Annotated in this window: 15 protein-coding genes and 1 pseudogene; 4 read left to right on the forward strand and 12 right to left on the reverse strand. The window is 65.5% G+C overall.

Annotated features, from left to right (window positions below; genetic code table 11):
• Nucleotides 1-11: 11 nt before the first annotated feature.
• From ACIOVF_RS01050 to ACIOVF_RS01060, 3 genes are all read right to left on the reverse strand, one after another.
• Nucleotides 12-3,779, reverse strand: coding sequence for a nitrate reductase subunit alpha (locus ACIOVF_RS01050; RefSeq protein WP_401286714.1), 3,768 nt, complete (start codon nucleotides 3,777-3,779; stop codon nucleotides 12-14).
• A 73-nt stretch (nucleotides 3,780-3,852) separates the two neighbouring features.
• On the reverse strand, nucleotides 3,853-5,250 hold the full coding sequence (locus tag ACIOVF_RS01055; protein WP_401286717.1) for a NarK family nitrate/nitrite MFS transporter: 1,398 nt from the start codon (nucleotides 5,248-5,250) through the stop codon (nucleotides 3,853-3,855).
• Nucleotides 5,237-6,532: a nitrate/nitrite transporter gene (locus ACIOVF_RS01060; protein WP_401286720.1), complete on the reverse strand. Its 1,296-nt coding sequence runs from the start codon at nucleotides 6,530-6,532 to the stop codon at nucleotides 5,237-5,239. Before ACIOVF_RS01060 ends, ACIOVF_RS01055 begins: the two co-directional genes overlap by 14 nt.
• A 315-nt stretch (nucleotides 6,533-6,847) precedes the next feature.
• On the opposite strand from ACIOVF_RS01060, the gene ACIOVF_RS01065 reads away from it, so the two are divergent.
• From ACIOVF_RS01065 to ACIOVF_RS01075, 3 genes are all read left to right on the forward strand, one after another.
• Nucleotides 6,848-8,650 (forward strand): HAMP domain-containing protein, encoded by a 1,803-nt coding sequence (locus ACIOVF_RS01065; RefSeq protein ID WP_401286723.1) that lies wholly within the window; start codon nucleotides 6,848-6,850, stop codon nucleotides 8,648-8,650.
• Nucleotides 8,647-9,294 (forward strand): two-component system response regulator NarL, encoded by a 648-nt coding sequence (narL, locus tag ACIOVF_RS01070; protein ID WP_093381868.1) that lies wholly within the window; start codon nucleotides 8,647-8,649, stop codon nucleotides 9,292-9,294. Before ACIOVF_RS01065 ends, narL begins: the two co-directional genes overlap by 4 nt.
• 89 nt (nucleotides 9,295-9,383) lie before the next feature.
• Nucleotides 9,384-10,061, forward strand: a complete 678-nt coding sequence (locus ACIOVF_RS01075) for a Crp/Fnr family transcriptional regulator (protein WP_401286728.1) — start codon at nucleotides 9,384-9,386, stop codon at nucleotides 10,059-10,061.
• On the opposite strand, the gene ACIOVF_RS01080 is transcribed toward ACIOVF_RS01075, so the two are convergent.
• From ACIOVF_RS01080 to norR, 7 genes are all read right to left on the reverse strand, one after another.
• A complete protein-coding gene (locus ACIOVF_RS01080) occupies nucleotides 10,058-10,552 on the reverse strand; it encodes an SCP2 domain-containing protein (protein WP_213604185.1) in 495 nt (164 codons plus the stop codon). The two genes, ACIOVF_RS01075 and ACIOVF_RS01080, sit on opposite strands and share 4 nt — an antisense overlap.
• Nucleotides 10,546-11,436, reverse strand: a complete 891-nt coding sequence (locus ACIOVF_RS01085; protein WP_401286733.1) for a U32 family peptidase — start codon at nucleotides 11,434-11,436, stop codon at nucleotides 10,546-10,548. The genes ACIOVF_RS01080 and ACIOVF_RS01085 overlap by 7 nt, the downstream gene beginning before the upstream one ends.
• Before the next feature lie 10 nt (nucleotides 11,437-11,446).
• A complete protein-coding gene (locus ACIOVF_RS01090; protein ID WP_258663429.1) occupies nucleotides 11,447-12,442 on the reverse strand; it encodes a peptidase U32 family protein in 996 nt (331 codons plus the stop codon).
• A 127-nt stretch (nucleotides 12,443-12,569) separates the two neighbouring features.
• The gene (gene glp / locus ACIOVF_RS01095; RefSeq protein WP_401286737.1) at nucleotides 12,570-13,805 is read right to left on the reverse strand and encodes a gephyrin-like molybdotransferase Glp; all 1,236 of its coding nucleotides are present in this window, start codon (nucleotides 13,803-13,805) and stop codon (nucleotides 12,570-12,572) included.
• Nucleotides 13,802-14,356 carry a molybdenum cofactor biosynthesis protein B gene (gene moaB, locus ACIOVF_RS01100; RefSeq protein WP_195884351.1) on the reverse strand — a complete coding sequence of 185 codons (555 nt, stop codon included), beginning with the start codon at nucleotides 14,354-14,356 and terminating at the stop codon, nucleotides 13,802-13,804. The genes glp and moaB overlap by 4 nt, the downstream gene beginning before the upstream one ends.
• A gap of 89 nt (nucleotides 14,357-14,445) precedes the next feature.
• Complete coding sequence (gene pdxH, locus ACIOVF_RS01105; protein WP_213604179.1) at nucleotides 14,446-15,093, reverse strand: pyridoxamine 5'-phosphate oxidase; 648 nt, start codon at nucleotides 15,091-15,093, stop codon at nucleotides 14,446-14,448.
• 81 nt (nucleotides 15,094-15,174) lie between these two features.
• A complete protein-coding gene (gene norR, locus ACIOVF_RS01110) occupies nucleotides 15,175-16,695 on the reverse strand; it encodes a nitric oxide reductase transcriptional regulator NorR (protein ID WP_401286741.1) in 1,521 nt (506 codons plus the stop codon).
• A gap of 168 nt (nucleotides 16,696-16,863) precedes the next feature.
• On the opposite strand from norR, the pseudogene ACIOVF_RS01115 reads away from it, so the two are divergent.
• A pseudogene (locus tag ACIOVF_RS01115) lies at nucleotides 16,864-17,298 on the forward strand (hemerythrin domain-containing protein); the annotation flags it as partial.
• A 926-nt stretch (nucleotides 17,299-18,224) separates the two neighbouring features.
• Here the strand turns inward: ACIOVF_RS01115 and ACIOVF_RS01120 are convergent.
• The gene (locus ACIOVF_RS01120) at nucleotides 18,225-18,662 is read right to left on the reverse strand and encodes a membrane protein (protein ID WP_045197982.1); all 438 of its coding nucleotides are present in this window, start codon (nucleotides 18,660-18,662) and stop codon (nucleotides 18,225-18,227) included.
• Nucleotides 18,663-18,679: 17 nt separating this feature from the next.
• Nucleotides 18,680-19,870: an NnrS family protein gene (locus ACIOVF_RS01125; RefSeq protein ID WP_045197980.1), complete on the reverse strand. Its 1,191-nt coding sequence runs from the start codon at nucleotides 19,868-19,870 to the stop codon at nucleotides 18,680-18,682.
• Between the last annotated feature and the right edge of the window lie 70 nt (nucleotides 19,871-19,940).

The raw sequence follows: 19,940 nt of genomic DNA on the forward strand, positions 1-19,940 counted from the left end.
GACAGTGCTCCTTATTCCATCTCGGTCGGCAGCGGACGGGGCAGCTCATCGCCGCGCGAGCCGTCGAGCCAGTCGACCTTGGCCATCTTGCGCACCACGACGAATTCGTCGCGGTTGCAGCCGACCGTGCCGTAATAGTTGAAGCCATAGGCCTGTTGCGCGTAGCCGCCGATCATGTGGGTCGGCTTGAGCACCACGCGAGTGACCGAGTTGTGGTGGCCGCCGCGGGTTTTGGTGGTCTCGGCGCCAGGCACGTTCACGATCCGTTCCTGGGCGTGGTACATCATCACCATGCCCTCCTTGACCCGTTGGCTGACCACCGCCCGCGCAGTCAGCGCGCCGTTGGCGTTGAAGCACTCGATCCAGTCGTTGTCCTCGATGCCGGCCTTCTTCGCATCAATCTCCGAGAGCCAGACGATCGGCCCGCCACGGCTCAGGGTGAGCATCAGCAGGTTGTCGCTGTAGGTGCTGTGGATGCCCCACTTCTGGTGCGGGGTGATCCAGTTCAGGACGATCTCGGTCTCGCCGTTGCTGCGCTTGTCTTTTACCCCGGCGATGGTGCGGGTGTTGACCGGTGGCCGGTAGCTCATCAACTGCTCGCCGAACGCCTGCATCCACGGGTGATCCTGGTAGAACTGCTGGCGGCCGGTGATGGTCCGCCACGGGATGTTCTCGTGGACGTTGGTGTAGCCGGCGTTATAGCTGACGTGATCGTCCTCGAGCCCCGACCAGGTCGGGCTGGAGATGATCTTGCGCGGCTGCGCCTGAATGTCGCGAAAGCGGATCGCTTCGTGGGCCTTGGACAGCGCCAGGTGGCTGTGGTCGATGCCGGTGAACTGCGACAGCGCCGCCCAGGCCTTGACCGCCACGTGGCCATTGGTTTCCGGGGCCAGCGAGAGAATCACCTCGGCGGCGTCGATGGCAGTGTCGATCTTCGGCCGGCCCTGGCTGATGCCTGCCTCGACTTCGCGGTAGTTCAGCTCACCGAGAAACTTCACTTCTTCATCGGTGTTCCAGTTGATGCCCTTGCCGCCATTGCCGAGTTTTTCCAGCAGCGGGCCAAGCGAGGTGAACTGCTTGTAGATGTTCGGGTAGTCGCGCTCGACCACCTGCAGGTTCGGCGCGTTCTTGCCCGGCTGCGGGGCGACGCCGGCGGTTTTCCAGTCGGTGCCGCCAAACGGCTGGGCCAGCTCGCCGACGCTGTCATGCATCAGCGGCACGGTGACCAGGTCCTGCTCGACGCCCAGGTGCCCTTCGGCCATGGCCGAGAAGGCCTTGGCGATGCCCTTGTAGATCTCCCAGTCCGAGCGCGATTCCCAGGCCGGGTCAATGGCCGCCGACAGCGGGTGGATGAACGGGTGCATGTCCGAGGTGTTCATGTCGTCCTTCTCGTACCAGGTTGCGGTCGGCAGGACGATGTCGGAATACACGCAGGTCGAAGACATACGAAAATCCAGGGTAGTCACCAGGTCGAGCTTGCCGATGGCGCCGTCGTCGACCCATTCGGCCTCTTGCGGCTTGCAGTCGCCGACCTGGCCGATGTCTTCGTTCATCACCCCGTTGCGGGTGCCGAGCAGGTACTTGAGCATGTACTCGTGGCCCTTGCCCGAGGAGCCGAGCAGGTTGGACCGCCAGATGAACATGTTGCGCGGGAAGTTGACCGGGTTGTCCGGCTGCTCGCAGGCAAAGCGCAGGCTGCCTTCGTGCAGGCCCTTGACCACGTAGTCCTTGGGCGCCATGCCGGCTGCGGCGGCGTCGCGGCAGATGTGCAGCGGGTTGGTGTTGAGCTGCGGCGCACTGGGCAGCCAGCCGGCGCGTTCGGCGCGGATGTTGTAGTCCAGGGCGTGTTCGGGGAACTCGCGCTTGTCGGCCAGCGGCGAGAGCACGTCGTGCATGCTCATCTTCTCATGACGCCATTGCGAGCTGTGGGCGTAGAAGAAACTGGTGCCGTTCATCTGCCGTGGCGGCCGGCTCCAGTCCAGGCCGAAGGCCAGCGGCAGCCAGCCGCACTGCGGACGCAGTTTTTCCTGGCCGACGTAGTGGGCCCAGCCGCCGCCGGTCTGGCCGACGCAACCGCAGAGCATGAGCATGTTGATCAGCCCGCGGTAGTTCATGTCCATGTGGTACCAGTGGTTCATCGCCGCGCCGACGATGATCATCGAGCGGCCACGGGTCTTGTCGGCGTTGTCGGCAAACTCGCGGGCGATCTGGATGGCTTTCTCGCGGCTGACGCCGGTGATCTGCTCCTGCCAGGCCGGGGTGCCGGGCACGCTGGCGTCGTCGTAGTCGCGGGCCACATTGGCGCCGCCCAGGCCACGGTCGATGGCAAGGTTGGCCGCCGACAGGTCGAACACCGTGGCCACCTTGACCTGGCTGCCGTCGGCCAGGGTCAGGCTGCGCACCGGCACGCGGCGATACTGCACGGCGTCGCCGGCGACATGCTGGAAATGCTCGTGGCTCTCGCCGGCAAAGTACGGGAAGGCCACTTCGGCGACGTCGCCACCGATCAGGCTCAGGGTCAGGTCGATCTCGCGGCCTTCGCCGCCTTCACGGGCAAGGATGTTCCACTTGCCCTGCTCGCCCCAGCGGTAGCCGATCGAACCCTGGGGCGAGACCAGCTCGCCGTCGGCGTCCAGGGCAATGGTTTTCCACTCGGGGTTGTTGTCCTGGCCAAGGTTGTTTGCCAGGTCCGAGGCGCGCAGGAAGCGGTCCGGCTGATAGCCGTTGCCCGGCGCGGTGCCGAGCATCGGCTTGAGCAGCACCAGCACCGGCAGGTCGGTGTAGCGCTTGGCGTACTCGGTAAAGTAGGCGCTGGGCCGGTCGAGGTGAAATTCCTTGAAGATCACATGGTTGAAGGCCTGGGCCAGGGCGGCGTCGGTACCCTGCTTGGGGTTGAGCCACAGGTCGGTGAGCTTGGCCACTTCCGAATAGTCGGGGGTGATGGCCACGGTCTTGGTGCCTTTGTAGCGCACCTCGGTAAAAAAATGCGCGTCGGGGGTGCGGGTCTGCGGAACGTTGGAGCCCCAGGCGATGATGTAGTTGGAGTTGTACCAGTCGGCCGATTCCGGCACGTCGGTCTGCTCGCCCCAGACCATCGGCGAGGCCGGCGGCAGGTCGCAGTACCAGTCGTAGAAGCTCAGACAGGTGCCGCCCAGCAGCGACAGGTAGCGGGCACCGGCGGCGTAGCTGACCATCGACATCGCCGGGATCGGCGAGAAGCCCACCACCCGGTCGGGGCCGTATTGCTTGATGGTGTAGACGTTGGCGGCGGCGATGATCTCGGTGACTTCATCCCAGCTGGAACGAATGAAGCCGCCCATGCCGCGCTTGCTCTTGTAGCTGTCGGCCTTGGCCTGGTTCTCGACGATGCTGGCCCAGGCTTCGACCGGCGCCAGGCTCTGGCGCGCCTCACGCCACAGTTTGAGCAGCGGCTTGCGGATCTTCGGGTACTTCAGGCGGTTGGCACTGTAGATGTACCAGCTGTAGCTGGCACCCCGCGGGCAGCCGCGCGGCTCGTGGTTGGGCAGGTCGTTGCGGGTACGCGGGTAGTCGGTCTGCTGGGTTTCCCAGGTGATCAGGCCGTTCTTCACGTAGATCTTCCACGAGCAGGAGCCGGTGCAGTTGACCCCGTGGGTGGAGCGCACGATCTTGTCGTACTGCCAGCGCGAACGGTAGACGTTCTCCCAGTCGCGCGACTCTTTGCGAGTTTCGCCATGACCGTCGGCGAACTCGCCCTGCTTGCGATTGAAGAACCGCAGTTGATCCAGTAAATGACTCATGGTGCTTTCCTCTCAGGCTTGCGGCTGCGGGGTTCTGCGCCCCGCCCGGGCAAGGTGTGAATTCGGGGTTCTGTCAGCAGGGGGTCGCAGCGCCTTTGCGTGCGTACCACCACCAGGTCACGACGATGCAGCTCAGGTAAAAGCCGACGAACAGGTAGAAGGCCATCTGCGGGCCACCGGTCAGGGCCATGGAGGTGCCGAAGGTCTTGGGGATGAAGAACGCGCCGAAGGCGCCCATCGCCGAGCTGAAGCCCAGCACTGCGGCCGATTCCTTGCCGGCGTTCTTCAGCGCCTGTTCGCGGGCAGCGGCGCCTTTGCCGCTGGCGGCCTGTTCGTGCAGGGAGCGAAAGATCACCGGGATCATGCGGAAGGTCGAACCGTTGCCGATGCCGGTGGTGATGAACAGCAGCATGAACATGCCGAGAAAGCCGTAGAAGTTGCTGCTCTCGCCCTGGGCGGGGATGAACGCCAGCACGCCGAAGACCATGACGATCATCAGCACGAAGTTCCACAGGGTCACCCGTGCGCCGCCGAGCTTGTCGGCCAGCCAGCCACCGAGCGGGCGCACCAGGGCGCCAACCAACGGGCCGAGGAAGGCGAAGGTCAGGGCGTTGACCTGCGGGAAGGCGGTCTTGATCAGCAGCGGAAAGGCCGCGGAAAAACCGATGAACGAGCCGAAGGTTGCCAGGTACAGCCAGCACATCAGCCAGTTGTGCTTGCGCTTGAAGATCACCGCCTGCTCGCTGAACGAGGCCTTGGCGCTGGACAGGTCGTTCATGCCGAACCAGGCCAGCACCGTGACCAGGACAATGAACGGCACCCAGATGAAACCGGCGTTCTGCAGCCACAGCTGACCACCATCGGCCAGCATCTGCGGCTGGCCACCGAGGGCGCCGAACAGGCCGAAGGTGATCACCAGCGGCACACAGAACTGCATCACCGAAACGCCGAGGTTACCCAGCCCGGCGTTCAGGCCCAGGGCAGTGCCCTGCTGCGACTTGGGGTAGAAAAAGCTGATATTGGACATGCTCGAAGCGAAGTTGCCGCCGCCAAAGCCGCACAGCAGCGCGATGATCACGAACACGCTGTAGGGGGTGTTCGGGTCTTGCACGGCAAAGCCCATCCACAGCGACGGTGCCAGCAGCGAGGCGGTGCTCAGGGCAGTCCAGCGCCGGCCGCCGAAGATCGGCACCATGAACGAGTAGAACACCCGCAAGGTCGCCCCCGAGAGCCCGGGCAAGGCGGCCAGCCAGAACAACTGGTCAGTGCTGAAAGTAAAGCCGATGGCATTCAGGCGCACGATCACCGTGCTCCACACCATCCACACGGCAAAGGCCAGCAGCAGTGCGGGGATCGAGATCCACAGGTTGCGGGTGGCGGTCTGCTTGCCGCTTTGCCCCCAGAACGCGGGGTCTTCCGGGCGCCAGTCGTGAATCACCGGGCCTTGGTCAGGCTGTTTAAGAACCGACATGGTCTTCTCCTTGGGCAATGCTGGAAAACGGGGGCGTTACGGCTGCGGGCTGTCTGCCCAGCAGCGGGCGCTTGCGGATTTCGCTGAGGTACATCCAGGTGAGCGAGACCCAGACCACGCCGTACATCAACATGAAGCAGGAGGAGCGCACGCCGGTGAGGTCGACCAGCGCGCCGAACAGGATCGGCAGAATGAAGCCGCCCAGGCCGCCGGCCAGGCCGACAATGCCGGACACCGCGCCCATGTTGTGCGGGTAGTCGTTGGCGATGTACTTGAACACCGAGGCCTTGCCGAAGGCGAAGGCGATGCCCATGACGAACAGCAGCACGGTGAACAGCGCAGGGTTCAGGCCGATGTGAAAGTCCAGCGGGCCGTTGATGGTCTGCACCTGCAGCTGGGTTTGCGGGTACGAGAGCAAGAACAGGCAGATCCAGCTGACCCACAGCACCCACCAGGTCACGCTCTGCGCGCCCCAGCGGTCCGACATCCAGCCGCCGACGGCGCGCAGCACGCCACCCGGCAGTGAGAAGCAGGCGGCCAGCAGCGCCGCGCTTTGCAGGCTGAAGCCGTATTCCTGGACGTAGTACTTGGTCATCCATAGCGCCAGGGCCACGTAGCCGCCGAAGACGATCGAGTAGTACTGGCAGTAGCGCCACACCGCAGGCTCGGCCAGGGCCTTGAGCTGCTCGCCAAGGCTCGCGCCGCTGGCGCTGCGATGGGCCTTGTTGTCGGCACTGAGCAACCAGAACAGCAGCGCGGTAATGAACAGGATGGCGCTGAACACCTTCGGCACCAGCTGCCAGCTGCCGGCGGCAATCAGTGCCGGGGCGAGGAACTTGGTGACCGCGGCGCCTGCGTTGCCGGCACCGAAAATGCCCATGGCCAGGCCCTGGTTGTCTTGCTCGAACCACTTGGCAACATAGGCGATGCCCACCGAGAACGAGCCACCGGCCAGGCCGACGAACAAACCCAGGACCAGGAACTGCCAGTACGCCGTAGCGTGGCTGATCAGGTACAGCGGCAGCACGCAGGCGAGCATCAACAGGAAGAACACGCTGCGCCCGCCAAAGCGGTCGGTGAGCATGCCCAGCGGCAGGCGCACCAGCGAGCCGGTCAGTACCGGGGTGGCGGCCAGCAGGCCGAACTGGGTTTCGTTGAGCTGAAGCAGGTCCTTGATCGGCACGCCGAGCACGGCAAACATCATCCAGACCATGAAGCAGACGGTGAAGGCCAGCGTACTCATGCCCAATACCAGGCCTTGGCGTATTCGCGGTTGAGTCATCTCGGGTCTCCAGTCAGGTAGCCATGGCCGGCAGACTAGAGAGGCAAACCCCGATAAAACTTGACCCCGATCAAAGAAGCCCTGGCGCCCCTGGGCCTATGCTTGTACTGCCTACCTCCAACGAGGTAGCGCCGAAAAACCTCTAAACCCTTTGTTTATCAGGGCCTTGTCAAGTTTCTCAGCGCCATCGCAAGAAATCTGACAGTTGCAAACTCTTTAGAGGTAGAGCGCCAGGGAAGGCTGCGAAACGATCAGCTGCAACACCCTGGAGTGCTCCATGTACCGCTTTCCACTCATCGCCCCCGGCCGCCGTCCATGATCGGCTGGCTGCGCAGCTCGTTGCCCGCGCGCGCCGGCCTGGCGGTGATCCTGATTGCCGTGCTGGCCCTGGCCAGCTCGCTCAGCGCCGGCCTGATCGCCTGGTTCAGCCAGGGCGATGCGGCGGCGATCAATACCGCAGGCTCGGTGCGCATGGAGACCTACCACCTGAGCTGGAAGCTCGCCGCCGGTGCCGAGCCTGCCGAGCTTGAGCGCATCCGCGACAGCCTGCAGCAACGGCTCAACAGCCCGGCCCTGCAAGCGGTGCTCGAAGACGGCAAGAACCTTGAACTGCAGGCCAGCTACCAGCGCTTGCAGGACTACTGGCAGCACACCCTGTTGCCAGCCTTGCAGCGCGACGACGCCGCCACGTTTCAGGCCAGCACCCTGCCCTTCGTCAACCAGCTCAACCAGTTCGTCAGCCTGCTGCAGCGCCAGAGCGAGCATAAGCAGGGCTGGCAGCAAGTGATCCAGGGCGCGGCGCTGTTCACCACCATGATCGTCCTGCTGTTCGGTCTGTATGAACTGCAATACAACGTCATCACGCCGTTGAAGGAACTGGTCGATGCCACCCAGCGCTTTCGTCGCGGCGAGTTCCAGGCGCGGGTCAATCACCAGTCGGCAGACGAGCTCGGCGAGCTGGCTACCAGCTTCAACGCCATGGCCGAAACCATCGAGCAATCCCATCGCACCCTGGAAAGCCAGGTGCAGCAGAAAACCCTCAACCTGCAGCAGGCCAACGCCGCCCTTGAACTGCTGTACCAGAGCAGCCGCAGCCTGGCCACGCGGCTGGCCAACGCCGAGGGCCTGGATGAGCTGATCCGGCGCTTTCAGCAGCGCTTGCCGGGCCTGCGCCTGTCGCTGTGCCTGCAAGGCCAGTTGCAGGCCCCGGCCCAGCAACTGCTGGCCCTGCATGGCGCCGCCAGCCGCAAGATCTGCGCCAGCAGCGACTGCGCCAGTTGCCAGCGCCACCAGCGCACCCTGCGCCATACCTTCAGCATCAGCAACCAGGGCAGCACCCTCGGTGAGCTGAAGGCACACTTTATCGACGGCCACGAGCCGCAAGCCTGGGAAACCGAGCTGATCCAGGCCCTGGCCAACCTGATCGGCACCTCGCTGTCGCTCAAGCGCCAGCGCGAACAGGACCATCGCCTGGTGCTGCTCGAAGAACGCGCGATCATCGCCCGCGAGCTGCACGATTCGCTGGCCCAGGCGCTGTCGTACATGAAGCTGCAGGTCAGCCGCATGCAAACCCTGATGCGCCGTGGCGAGCCGGTGGCAACGCTTGAGAACGTCACCGCCGAGCTGCGCGAAGGCCTTAACAACGCCTACCGGCAGTTGCGCGAACTGCTCACCACTTTCCGCTTGCAGATCCATGACGCAGGCCTGGTGCAGGAACTCAAGGACACCGCCGAGGAGTTCTCCCGCCGTGGCGAGTTCCAGGTGCACCTGCACGTCGACAGCCTGGCCTTCGAGCTTTCGGCCAGCGAACAGATCCACATTCTGCAGATCACCCGCGAGGCGCTGTCCAACTGCCTGCGCCATGCCCATGCGCAGAACGCCTGGCTGCAATTGCGCCAGCACGGCGAGCAGGTCTGCCTGTCGATCGAGGACGATGGCCGTGGTTTCAACGCCACCCACGACCTGCGCGAACACCACGGCCTGAACATCATGGACGAGCGGGCGCGCAGCCTGCGCGGCCAGTTGCAGATTGTTGGCCGGGCGCCGCAAGGCACCCGGGTACAGATGGAATTTCGCCCGGAATTTCTCGGGCACTTGAACGAAGGTAACCCTGTATGAACCCCTCCCCGCGCTACCGGATACTGCTGGTCGACGACCACCCGATGATGCGCCATGGCATTCGCCAGATGCTTGAACTGGAAGACGACTTCGAGATCGTCGGCGAGGCCAGCCACGGCGAACAAGCCCTGGCCCTGATCGCGCCGCTGCAACCTGACCTGCTGCTGCTGGACAACAACATGCCGCAGATGAACGGCATCGAAACCCTGCGCCATCTGCGCAGCCAGGGCTTTGCCGGCAAGGTGCTGCTGTTTACCGTGTCCGATGCCGAAGACGATATCCGCGCTGCCCTGCGCCTGGACGCCGACGGCTACCTGCTCAAGGACATGGAGCCGGAGCTGTTGATCCAGTACATCCGCGATGCCATGAACGGCGCCCTGGTGATCAGCCCGGGGCTGACCCGGGTCATGGCTCAGGCCCTGCGCTCACCGCCGCGCCAGGCCGACGTCGAGCTCACCGAACGCGAACGCCAGGTGCTGAAAACCATCGCCAGCGGCTACAGCAACAAGGTCATCGGCCACAAGCTGGGGATCACCGAAGGCACGGTCAAGGTGCATGTGAAGAACCTGCTGCACAAGCTCGGCCTGCGCTCGCGGGTGGAGGCGGCGGTATGGGCCCTTGAACACCTGCGCCACAGTGCCTGAGGCGGCGACTGCCCCTTTGGAGGTAGACCGGCAGAGGCATAGGCCGCCGGCGCCACGGGTTCTACCATAGGCGTCAGCGGAGGTACGCCATGCTGACCCACCCTTCTAGCGTTCTGCTTTTACGTCGCCATCACCTGTTCAGCCAACTGCCGGAGAAAGTCTTCGAAGCCGTCTGCAGCCTGGCCATGCTCCGGCGCCTGGGCTGTCATGACACGCTCATGCACCAGGGCGACCCGGCCAAGCGCTTCTTCTTGCTGGTCAGCGGCCAGATCAAGCTGTACCGGCTCAGCGCCGAGGGCCAGGAACACCTGGTGGAGATCATCCAGCCGGGCCAGACCTTTGCCGAGGCGCTGCTGTTCAGCCAGGCGCGCAGCTACCCGGTGACGGCCACGGCGCTCAAGGATTGCCTGCTGATCAGCATCGACGGCGGCCACTACCGCAATGCCCTGGAAGACCAGCCGCAGGTGTGCCTGGCGATTCTGGCGAGCATGAGCATCCACCTGCATCAGCGCCTCAAGGACATCGACACCCTGACCTCGGCCAGCGCCAGCCGGCGGGTGATCAATTTTTTGCTGCAGGAGTGCGACCCGGACAGCGGCCGGGTCGAGTTGCAAGTGTCCAAGCGCCTGGTGGCCTCCAAGCTGGGGATCCAGCCGGAGACCTTTTCGCGCACCCTGCACCGCCTGGTGGAACGCGGCCTGATCGCCATGGAGCGGCGCAGCATCCAGATCCTCAACACCGATGATCTGGCCGGCTACACGGGCTAGCCCGCGCGCCGGCGCTGCCCAGAGCTTGCCGCCAGGCCCTTGCCGGCGCGTTCCAGGTTGCGCCACAACCACACCGGCAGCACCTCGGGGTCGAGGCTGTCGATCAGGTTTTTCAGGGTCAGGCCCAGCTCGGTGTCGCCCTCGATCACCAGGCGGCGGCGAAAGAACAGGGTGTCCGGGTCTTCCTGCCGGCTGGCCAGCAACAGGAACTCGCGCCAGTTGCCGCGAATGGTCACATCGGCCCTGGCCCGCTCGGCGATCTGCAGGCCCTCGCGGTTGCGCGTCAGGTACCAGGTCAGGTCGAGGTCAGGGATGCGCAGGCACAACCAGCGCCCGCGCAACAGGTCGAACTCGCCGTCGCGCAAGGGCTCGGCCAGGCAGCGGTTGAGCGCCTGCTGCAAGGCCACGCGCTGGATCACAAAGGGCACCTTGCGCACCAACGGCAGGACCTTGTCGGCGCCTTTGAGCAGCCATTGCGTACGGTTCAGCACAGGCCCACCTCCTCGACCCGCAACATGCCCGCCTGGCCATGCCAGTAGCCGTTGCAGCCGTCGACACAGAGCGGCGGCGCCTCGCCCTGGCGCACCCGGGCAAAGGCCTCGATCACCTCGGCCATGCCCTGGGCGCGCGGGCTCAGGCGCAGCAGGTCGGCGCCGCAGGCTTGCAACCCGGCATAGTCGGCCAGCAGGTTGGTGGCTTCGGCGGACATGGTCTGGATGCCGTTGAGGGTGAACAGCGCCTGGCCTTCCTGGCTGCTCAGGGCCAGGCCATCGGGGTAGTTGATGCAACAGAACTGGCAGTCATCCTTGGGCCGGTTTTCCGCCCGCGCGGTAAAGCAGCGCGCCGAATAGGCCAGCGGCAGGTGGCCATAGGCGAAGACTTCGACCTCGGGCAGTTCACGGCCCAGTTCAACGGCCTGGTCGAGCACCGCGCGAATCAGTGCTGCCGAGCACTCTACCGGCGGCACCCAGCGGATCATCCCGCAATCGAGCAGCTTGGCCAGGGCATGGCCGTTATAAAGGTTCAGCGCCGGCCCGGCCACGAACGGCAGCTTGCGCTCGGCCAGGTACTGCACCGCGCCCATGTCGTTAGCCTCCACCAGCAGCTCGCCGTTGTCGCACAGGCGGCGCAGGCTGGAGAGCTCGGACGCGGCTTCGATCAGGGTCAGGCTCGACAGCACGATCTGCGCCGGGCTGCAGGCCTGCAGCTCGCGGCCCAGGCCCAGCCAGTGGTCGAGGTTCATCGCCCGGCGTTTCGAGCAGACGGTTTCCCCCAGGTAAATCACATCCAGGGGCAAAGCCGACATTTCGCTGTAGAAACGCCCCAATTGTTCCTTGTCCCAGTAGTACAACACGGGTCCCAGGCTGAGCTTCATGTGCAGTCCCTCATTGCCATGATCGATGGTAAGCACCCAGGGTGGTCTGGCTGCCTTCGGACAAACCGGCCAGCACCTGGCGCCACTGCGCCTTGACCGTGAAGCGTTGCGGCGCCAGGCGGTGGGCGTCGAGCGCGGCGCGCCAGACCTGGGTGACCTGCTCGACATACGCCGGGCTGCGCTGACGGCCTTCGATCTTGACCGCCTCGACGCCCATGGCGGCGAGCTCTGGCAGCAGGTCGAGGGTGTCGAGGCTGGTGGGCTCTTCCAGGGCGTGGAAGCGCTTGCCACCGACCATAAAGCGGCCCTTGCACAAGGTCGGGTAGCCGGCGGGTTCGTCAGCTTGATAGCGGTCGATCAGCACCTCGCTCAGGCGCGCGCTGAGGCCATCGGCATCTTCGCTCCAGCGCACCGCCTTGGCCGGCGAACACACGCCGCACAGGTTCGGCGACTCGCCGGTGATGTACGAGGACAGGTGGCAGCGCCCTTCGGCCATGATGCACAGGCTGCCGAAGGCGAACACCTCGATCGGTACCGTGGTGCTGGCAGCGACCTGACGCACCTGGGCCAGCGACAGCACCCGCGGCAGCACGGCGCGGCGAATGTTGTAGTGCTGGGCGTAGAAAGCCAGGGCGCTGGCGTTGGTGGCCGAGCCCTGGACCGAGAGGTGCAGGTTCAGCTGCGGGTGGCGCTCGGCGGCGTAGCCGAGCACCCCCGGGTCGGCGGCGATCAGGGCATCGACACCATGGTCGGCGGCGCGGTCCACCGCCCGCTGCCAGCGCTCCCAACCCAGCGGTTGCGGGTAGGTGTTGACCGCGACATAGAGCTTGCGATTGTGCTGGCGGATATGGCCGACGGCGGCGTCGAACTGCTTGTCGTCCATGTTCAGGCCGGCGAAATGGCGGGCGTTGGTGTCATCGCGAAAGCCGACATACACCGCATCGGCGCCTTGGCGCACCGCGGCTTTGAGCGCAGGCAGGTTGCCTGCCGGGCAGACCAGTTGCATGGGTTTTCCTCATCAAAGAAACCTATCTCCACTGGCCTGCGCGGTTGACACAGGCCCGGAGCACTGGAAAAAGCGCTGCCAGTCTAGCCAGCGCCTCCAGCAGAACCTTGACGGCAATCAAGTCCGCTCACTGCATCAGCTCGGCAAATGACAAAAACTGTACGCTGTCGTGTTTGTGCACCTGTTGCTCGCACTCCACCAGCGCCAGGCCGTCGGCCCAGCAGGCGGCGCTGAGCATCGCCGAACTTTGCTGCGGGTGCAGTTGCACGCTGGACTGGCCGTTGGCCTCGGGCAACAAGCGCGCCCGCAGGTACTGGCGGCGCTTGTTACGCTGCAGCCAGTCAAAACCCGCCGGCAGCGCCACGGGCTGTGGCAGCACGTCACGCACGCCCTGGGCGCGCAGCAGCAAGGGCCTTACCACCACCAGCGCGGTGATCAGCGCCGCGGCCGGGTTGCCCGGCATGCCGATCCACGGCCGCCCCGCCACCGCGCCAAAGGCCAGGGGCTTGCCCGGCTGGATCGCCAGGCGCCAGAAATCGACACGGCCCAGCGCCTGGATGGCTTGCTTGAGGTGATCTTCCTCGCCCACTGACACGCCGCCAGAAGTCAGCAGCAGGTCGCACTCGGCCGCCGCCAGGTTCAGCGCGTGCTTGCTGGCCGCCAGCTCATCGGCCATCACCCCGTAGTCATGCACCTCCACGCCCCAGCCTTGCAACAGGGCCGTCAGGCAATAGCGGTTGCTGTTGTAGATCTGCCCCGGGGCCAGCGGCTGGCCGGGTTCACGCAGCTCGTCGCCGCTGCTCAGCAAAGCGACGCGCAAGGGCCGATGGACCTCGACCCAGGCCAGCCCCGAGGCGGCCAGCAGGCCCAGCTCCTGGGCGCGCAGGCGCTTGCCGGCCTGCAGCAGCAGATGACCTTCGCGCACCTCTTCGCCGGCCTTGCGCACATGCGCGCCAAGGCTTGCGGCCGGCAGCCAGACCTGCTCGCCGTCAACCCGGCACAGCTCTTGCAGGGCCACCGTGTCGGCGCCTGGCGGCAAGGGTGCGCCGGTAAAGATGCGCACCGCCTGGCCTGGCTGCAATGCAGTACTGGCCTGCTGGCCGGCAGCGATGCGCCCGGCCAGGGTCAGGCAACCGCCCGCCGCAGGCAGGTCGGCGGCCCTGAAGGCAAAACCGTCCATGGCGCTGTTATCCCAGCCCGGCAGGCTGCGCGGGGCGTGGATATCGGCCGCCAGCACCCGGCCCAGGGCCTGCTCCAGCAAAACCATCTGCGCCGCCGGTGGTGGCGGCGCCTGTTCGAGCAAATGGCGGATGGCCTGGTCGACCGGGATCAACTTGCCGCTGTCGCACACGCGCCCGCTCATGGCCGCGTCCCACAGGCGTCGATGGCCTGCTCGGATTGAGCCTTGAGATGCGGGGCGAAATTGCACGGGCCGGTGCGGCTGTCGAGCTGGCTATTGAGGATCTGCGTCCAGGCCGTGCGACAGGCGCCGGGCGAGCCCGGCACGCAGCACACCAGCACGCCATTGCTCATGCCGGCCAGCGCGCGCGACTGCAGGCTGGACATGCCGATTTCGGCCAGCGACACCTGGCGGAACAACTCGCCAAAGCCCTCGACGTGTTTGTCCAGCAACGGCAGCACCGCCTGCGGGGTGTTGTCGCGGGCGGTAAAGCCGGTGCCGCCGGTAGTCAGTACCACCTGCACCTTGGGGTCGGCGATCCAGCGCGAGAGCGTGGCGCGGATCTGGTAGATATCGTCCTTGACCAGGTCGCGTTCAAGCAGCACATGCCCGGCCGCCTGCAGCAGGTCGACAAGGGTCTGCCCCGAGCTGTCGGTATCAAAGTTGCGCGTGTCGCTGATGGTCAGCACAGCGATGTTCAGGGGTTCAAACGTGCGTTGCGCCAGATGGGCCATGGCCTGGGCTCCGGTGAGATAGGGATGGGCCCAAGCCTGAACCTAAAGCCTGGGCGAACCTATTCCTCCTTGGAGGTATCTCTTCGGACTCAGGGCGCCAGGCGCTGGCGCGTCCATTGCCCGCCCTGATGGCGGTAGTCGAGGCGGTCGTGCAAGCGGTCGGCACGGCCTTGCCAGAACTCCATGCGTTCAGGCTTCAGGCAATAGCCGCCCCAGTGCTCGGGGCGGCGCAGGGGTTGTTCGACGAAGCGGCGAATGGTCTGCGCGAGCATTGCCTGCAGCGCGTCGCGGTCGGCCAGCGGCCGGCTTTGCGGCGACGCCCAGGCGCCCAGGCGGCTGGCTTCGGGGCGCGAATCGAAGTAGGCATCGGACAGCTGCGGGTCAAGCCGCGCCACCGGCCCTTCAATGCGAACCTGGCGCTCCAGCCCCGGCCAGAAGAAAGTCATCGCCGCATAGGGATTGGCTGCCAGTTCCTGGCCCTTGGCACTCTGGTAGTTGCCGAAGAAGGTAAAGCCCTGCTCGTCAACGCCCTTGAGCAGCAACACCCGGCAATGCGGGCGGCCGGTGGCGTCAACCGTGGCCAGGTGCATACTGTTGGCCTCCACCGGCTCGCGCTCGGTTTCGCGGGCCTGTTGCAGCCACTGGGCAAAGAGGCTCAGAGGCTCCAGCGGCGCTTCGGCTTCCTGCAGGCCACCGAGGGTGTAGTTGCGACGCATCTGGGCAAGGGACAACGGCATGGCGATGATCTCCTGGTTAGGTGTGCGCAGTCTGTAAGCAGCGCCCCGCCCGCACCTTGACCGCCATCAACGCCAGCGGCGTTACTTGAGGCGCAAACGCCTGGCCAGTTTGTGCAGGTTGCTCGGGTCGAGCGCCAGCAGCCGCGCGGCGCTGGCCCAGTTGTCGCCGCTCAGGCGCAGGGCCTGGGCAATGGCCTGGCGCTGGCAGGCGTCGACGGCTTCGCTCAGGGAACTGAACGCCAGCGCCGGTGGTGCCCCCTGCTCTGCCACTGGCGCGGCTGCCGGCGCACTGTCGAGGTCGAGCACCTGCGGCTCCAGGGTAATGATCAGGTTGCGGCTGCCCTCGCGGCTCAGTTGCTTGAGCGCGGCGCGGCTGATTACATGCTCAAGCTCGCGCACATTGCCCGGCCAGTGGTAAGCCAGCAGCGCCCGCTCGGCCGCCGGCGACAGGCGCAAGCCGCGCAGGCCCAGGCGGGTGCGGTTGAGCTCAAGGAACTGCCCGGCAATCATCAACACATCGTCGCCGCGCTCGCGCAGCGGCGGGATCGGCAGCGGATACACCGACAGCCGATGGTAGAGGTCGGCGCGAAACAGACCGTCGCGGATGCTGTCGGGCAAGTGCCGATTGGTCGCGGCGATGATGCGCACATCCACGTGCAGCGGCTTGTCGGCGCCCAGGCGCTGGATCTCGCCGTTCTGCAACGTGCGCAGCAGCTTGGCCTGCACGCTCAACGGCAGTTCGCCGACTTCATCAAGAAACAGCGTGCCACCGTTGGCCGCATCGAAGCGCCCGGCGCGGTCGCTGCTGGCGCCTGAAAACGCACCTTTGACATGGCCGAACAGCTCACTCTCGGCCAGGGATTCGGGCAAGGCCGCGCAGTTGACCTGGATCAGCGGCTTGTGGCGGCGCCGCGATAAACCATGCAAGCGGCGGGCGAACAGCTCCTTGCCGACCCCGGTCTCGCCCAGCAGCAACACCGGCAGTTCGGCGTCGGCGAGCAGTTCGATCTCGTTGAGCAGCTGCTGCAGCACCGGGCTGTGGCCAAGAATCTCGCTCGCTTCCAGCGGCGCACGCAGGTCCTGTGGTTCGTTGCGCGACAGGCGCAGGCTGCGATTCTCCTGTTCCAGGCGGGTCACCCGCAGCGCCGCTTCGATCTGCAAGGTGCAGCGTTTGAGTTCATCGCGGGCAGCGCTGTCGAAGGTCCCGGGGCGCAGCGCATCGAGGGTAATCGCGCCCCAGACCTGACCCTCGACATACAGGCTCACACCCATGCAGTCGTGCACGGCCAGGGGTTCGTGCACGGCGCTGTCGAGCAGGCCATCGTAAGGGTCCGGCAGGCGGCTGTCGGGTTCGAACCAGGTTGGCTCGCGCGAAGCCATGATCGCTGCCAGGCGCGGATGCCGGGCGATCACGAAGCGCCGGCCGAGGGCTTCGTGGACCAGCCCGACCGTGGCCTGCGGGCGCAGGCTGTCGCCCTCCAGGCGCAACAGCCCGACCGCGCCGCAGTTGAAGTACTCGCGCAGGGTTTGTACCAGGCGCTGCAAGCGCACGGCATTGGGCAGTTCGACGATCAGGTCAGCAGCCAGGCTTTCACGCAGCATGGTAGTCATTACCCTTTGTGGTTATTTGCACCCTGAAACATGGGGGTAGATTTCACCACAGCCCCGGCGCCGGACCTTGATTTCGGGCAAGTAAAGCTGGCATGGGCGATGCAATCACCCTGGGATCCTTAGCAAGCAGAGCAGGCCCCCCTGATGAACCCGACCGAACTGATCGCCCATATCCTCTCCCGCTACCACGATCGTCACCGTGAGCAACTGCCGGAACTGATCCGCCTGGCCCGACGCGTCGAGCAGGTCCATGGCGGCCACGCCCAGTGCCCCAACGGCCTGGCCGACCACCTGCAGGACATGCAACAGGAACTTGAAGGGCACATGCTCAAGGAGGAACAGGTGCTGTTCCCGATGTTGCAACGGGGCATGGGCCGCCAGGCGGGTGCGCCGATCCAGGTGATGCGCATGGAGCACGACCAGCATGGTGAGGCGCTGGAGCGCTTGAGCCTGTTGACCAACGACATCAGCGCGCCAGAGGGTGCCTGCACTACCTGGCGCACCCTGTACCACGGGCTGGAGGAGTTCCGCGAGGATTTGCAGCAGCACATCGAGTTGGAGAACGATGTGTTGTTCACCAACGCCCTGGCTTGATGGCTGGCCTTTGGATCTGCATGCACCAGACCTGTGGGAGCGGGACTTGCCCGCGATCGAGTGCGCAGCGCTCGTAATCCAGACGCCCCCTACTGTGCTGGCTGTACCGGCCTCATCGCCGGCAAGGCCGGCTCCCACAATAGACCGGCATGCACCGGACCTGCAGGAACCGGCCTTGCCAGCGATCGAGCGCGAAGCGGTCGTGATCCAGCCACATCTAATGTGCTGACTGCACCGGCCTCATCGCCGGCAAGGCCGGCTCCCACAATAGACCTGCATGCACCGGACCTGTAGGAGCTGGCCTTGCCAGCGATCGAGCGCGAAGCGGTCGTAATCCAAACGCCCCTTAATGTGCTGGCTGTACCGGCCTCAACGCCGGCAAGGCCGGCTCCCACAATAGACCGGCATGCACCGGACCTGCAGGAACCGGCCTTGCCAGCGATCGAGCGCGAAGCGGTCGTGATCCAGGCGCTAGCTGATGTGCTGACTGCACCGGCCTCATCGCCGGCAAGGCCGGCTCCCACAAAAGACCTGCATGCGCCGGACCTGTAGGAGCTGGCCTTGCCAGCGATCGAGCGCGAAGCGGTCGTGATCCAGCCACATCTGATGTGCTGACTGTACCGGCCTCATCGCCGGCAAGGCCGGCTCCCACAATATGGACTGCATGCACCGGACCTGTAGGAGCTGGCCTTGCCAGCGATCGAGCGCGAAGCGGTCGTGATCCAGCCACATCTAATGTGCTGACTGCATCGGCCTCATCGCAATCTGCATGCAGCGGACCTGTAGGAGCTGGCCTTGCCAGCGATCGAGCGCGAAGCGGTCGTAATCCAGACGCCCGCTAATGTGCTGACTGTACCGGCCTCATCGCCGGCAAGGCCGGTTTCCACTGAGGTCGCAATCCCGGCAGACCCGCGATCGGGCGCAGGCTATTGCCAGTAGAACATCGCCTTGGCCAGCACCACGATCAGCAGCATGTGCCCAAGGATGCTCCAGCGAATCCCGCGCGCCCTGCCCTCGCTCAGGCGCCCGCGGGTCAGCCAGTACGCTAGCAACAGGTAATGGCCGATGATGCTCAGGGCCAGGACGATCTTCAGGCTCAGCAGGCTGGCAAAGCTGCTGGCCAACGGTTCGCTCAAGGCTGCGCGGTGATGCCAGGCCAGGCCAAGCCCCGCGCCGTACAACAACAGCACCACACCATGCAGCACCTTGCGTGAACGCACCGACAGCGCCTGGTCTACCCCGGCCAGCGCCGCAGCCGGCACGTGGCGGCGCACCGCCTGCCAGATGAGCAGTTCAAAAAACAGCGTGCCGATAAAGGCGATGGCCGCCAGTAGATGAACCACCAACAAATACGGATACAGCATCCTTCGCCTCCAGGCGCTTAACCAGGGTGCCCGTCAACCCGGGCGCGCAACAGCATCGGCGCATAGCGCCAGGCATACAAGGCAAACGCCAGCACCCAGCACACGCCCGCCAGCCACAAACCGCCCAGTGGCAGCCACAGCACCAGCAGCACCCGGCTGACCGCCGCCAGATTGAGCAGGATGAACGCCAGGGTCATTCCCGCCGGCGGCTGCAACGCTCGCCCGGTATGGCCAAGGCTGACCCGGGCGATCATCGCCAGGATCAACCCGGCCATGGCGCCGAGGGTCAGGCAATGCACGGCCAGGCTCGGATTCAGCGCCACGCCGAAATGCCACAGGGCCATGCCCAGGCAGGCCAGCACCAACCAGGTATAGGCCAGGTGCAGCGACCACAGCAGCGGCACCTGCCAAAGCCCTCGATCATGCCAGCGCCACAACCGCACGATATGCCCGAGCGCCAGTGCCGCGAACAGCAAGCCAATGCCGGCATTGACCTGCAACGCCGGCCCTGCCGCAGACAACAGCGCCACCAGCGCCGAGCCCGCCAGCAGCAGCCCGTCGAGCCAGGGCCAGGGCGTGACCGCCTGTGTGCGGCCCAAGCCGCGCTGGGTGAAGAATGGAATCACCCGCCCGCCAATCAGCCCCATCATCGCCCCGACCAGCCAGATGCCGCCGAGCACGCCCTGGCGCTGCCAACCGTCGTGCTCTTGCACCAGGCCATACACCGACAGGCCATCGACCGCCGTCAACAGCAGCAACACCATCACGATCGGGTAATTGCGTTTTTGCCGCACCTGCCACAGGGTGCGCCCCATCAGCACCGCCACCAGCAGCGGGAAGCCCAGTTCCAGCAGCGCCAGCAACGGCCAGGGCGCATTCACCAACCATGCCACCCGCCCGGCCAGCCAGAGTAACGCCAGGGCTGCCAGCGGCTTGCCGCTCAGGCCCGGTTGGCCGGTCCAGGTTTGCACCGCCGTAAGCAAAAAGCCGGCGATGATCGCCAGGCCAAAGCCGAACACCAGTTCATGCCGGTGCCAGGCCAGCCAGCCGCCGGCCGGCTGCCAGTTACCCAGCGAGCCGTTCAAGGCCGCCAGCCACAAGGGAATGGCCACCAGCGCCAGGGCGCAGCCAGCGAGGAACAACGGGCGGAACGCCAGGCGCAACAGCGGCGCGATGGCCAGCGCTTTACGGCGATCAAGTACTTGCATCAAGCCTCTCCTTACCTTGTTACCGACAGCTCAGCGTGAGCCGTCGGACTTGAGCAAGGTAGTGCAAGAG

Origin of the sequence: Pseudomonas sp. NPDC087612, from assembly GCF_044743505.1 — a bacterium.
Classification (GTDB): Bacteria; Pseudomonadota; Gammaproteobacteria; order Pseudomonadales; family Pseudomonadaceae; genus Aquipseudomonas.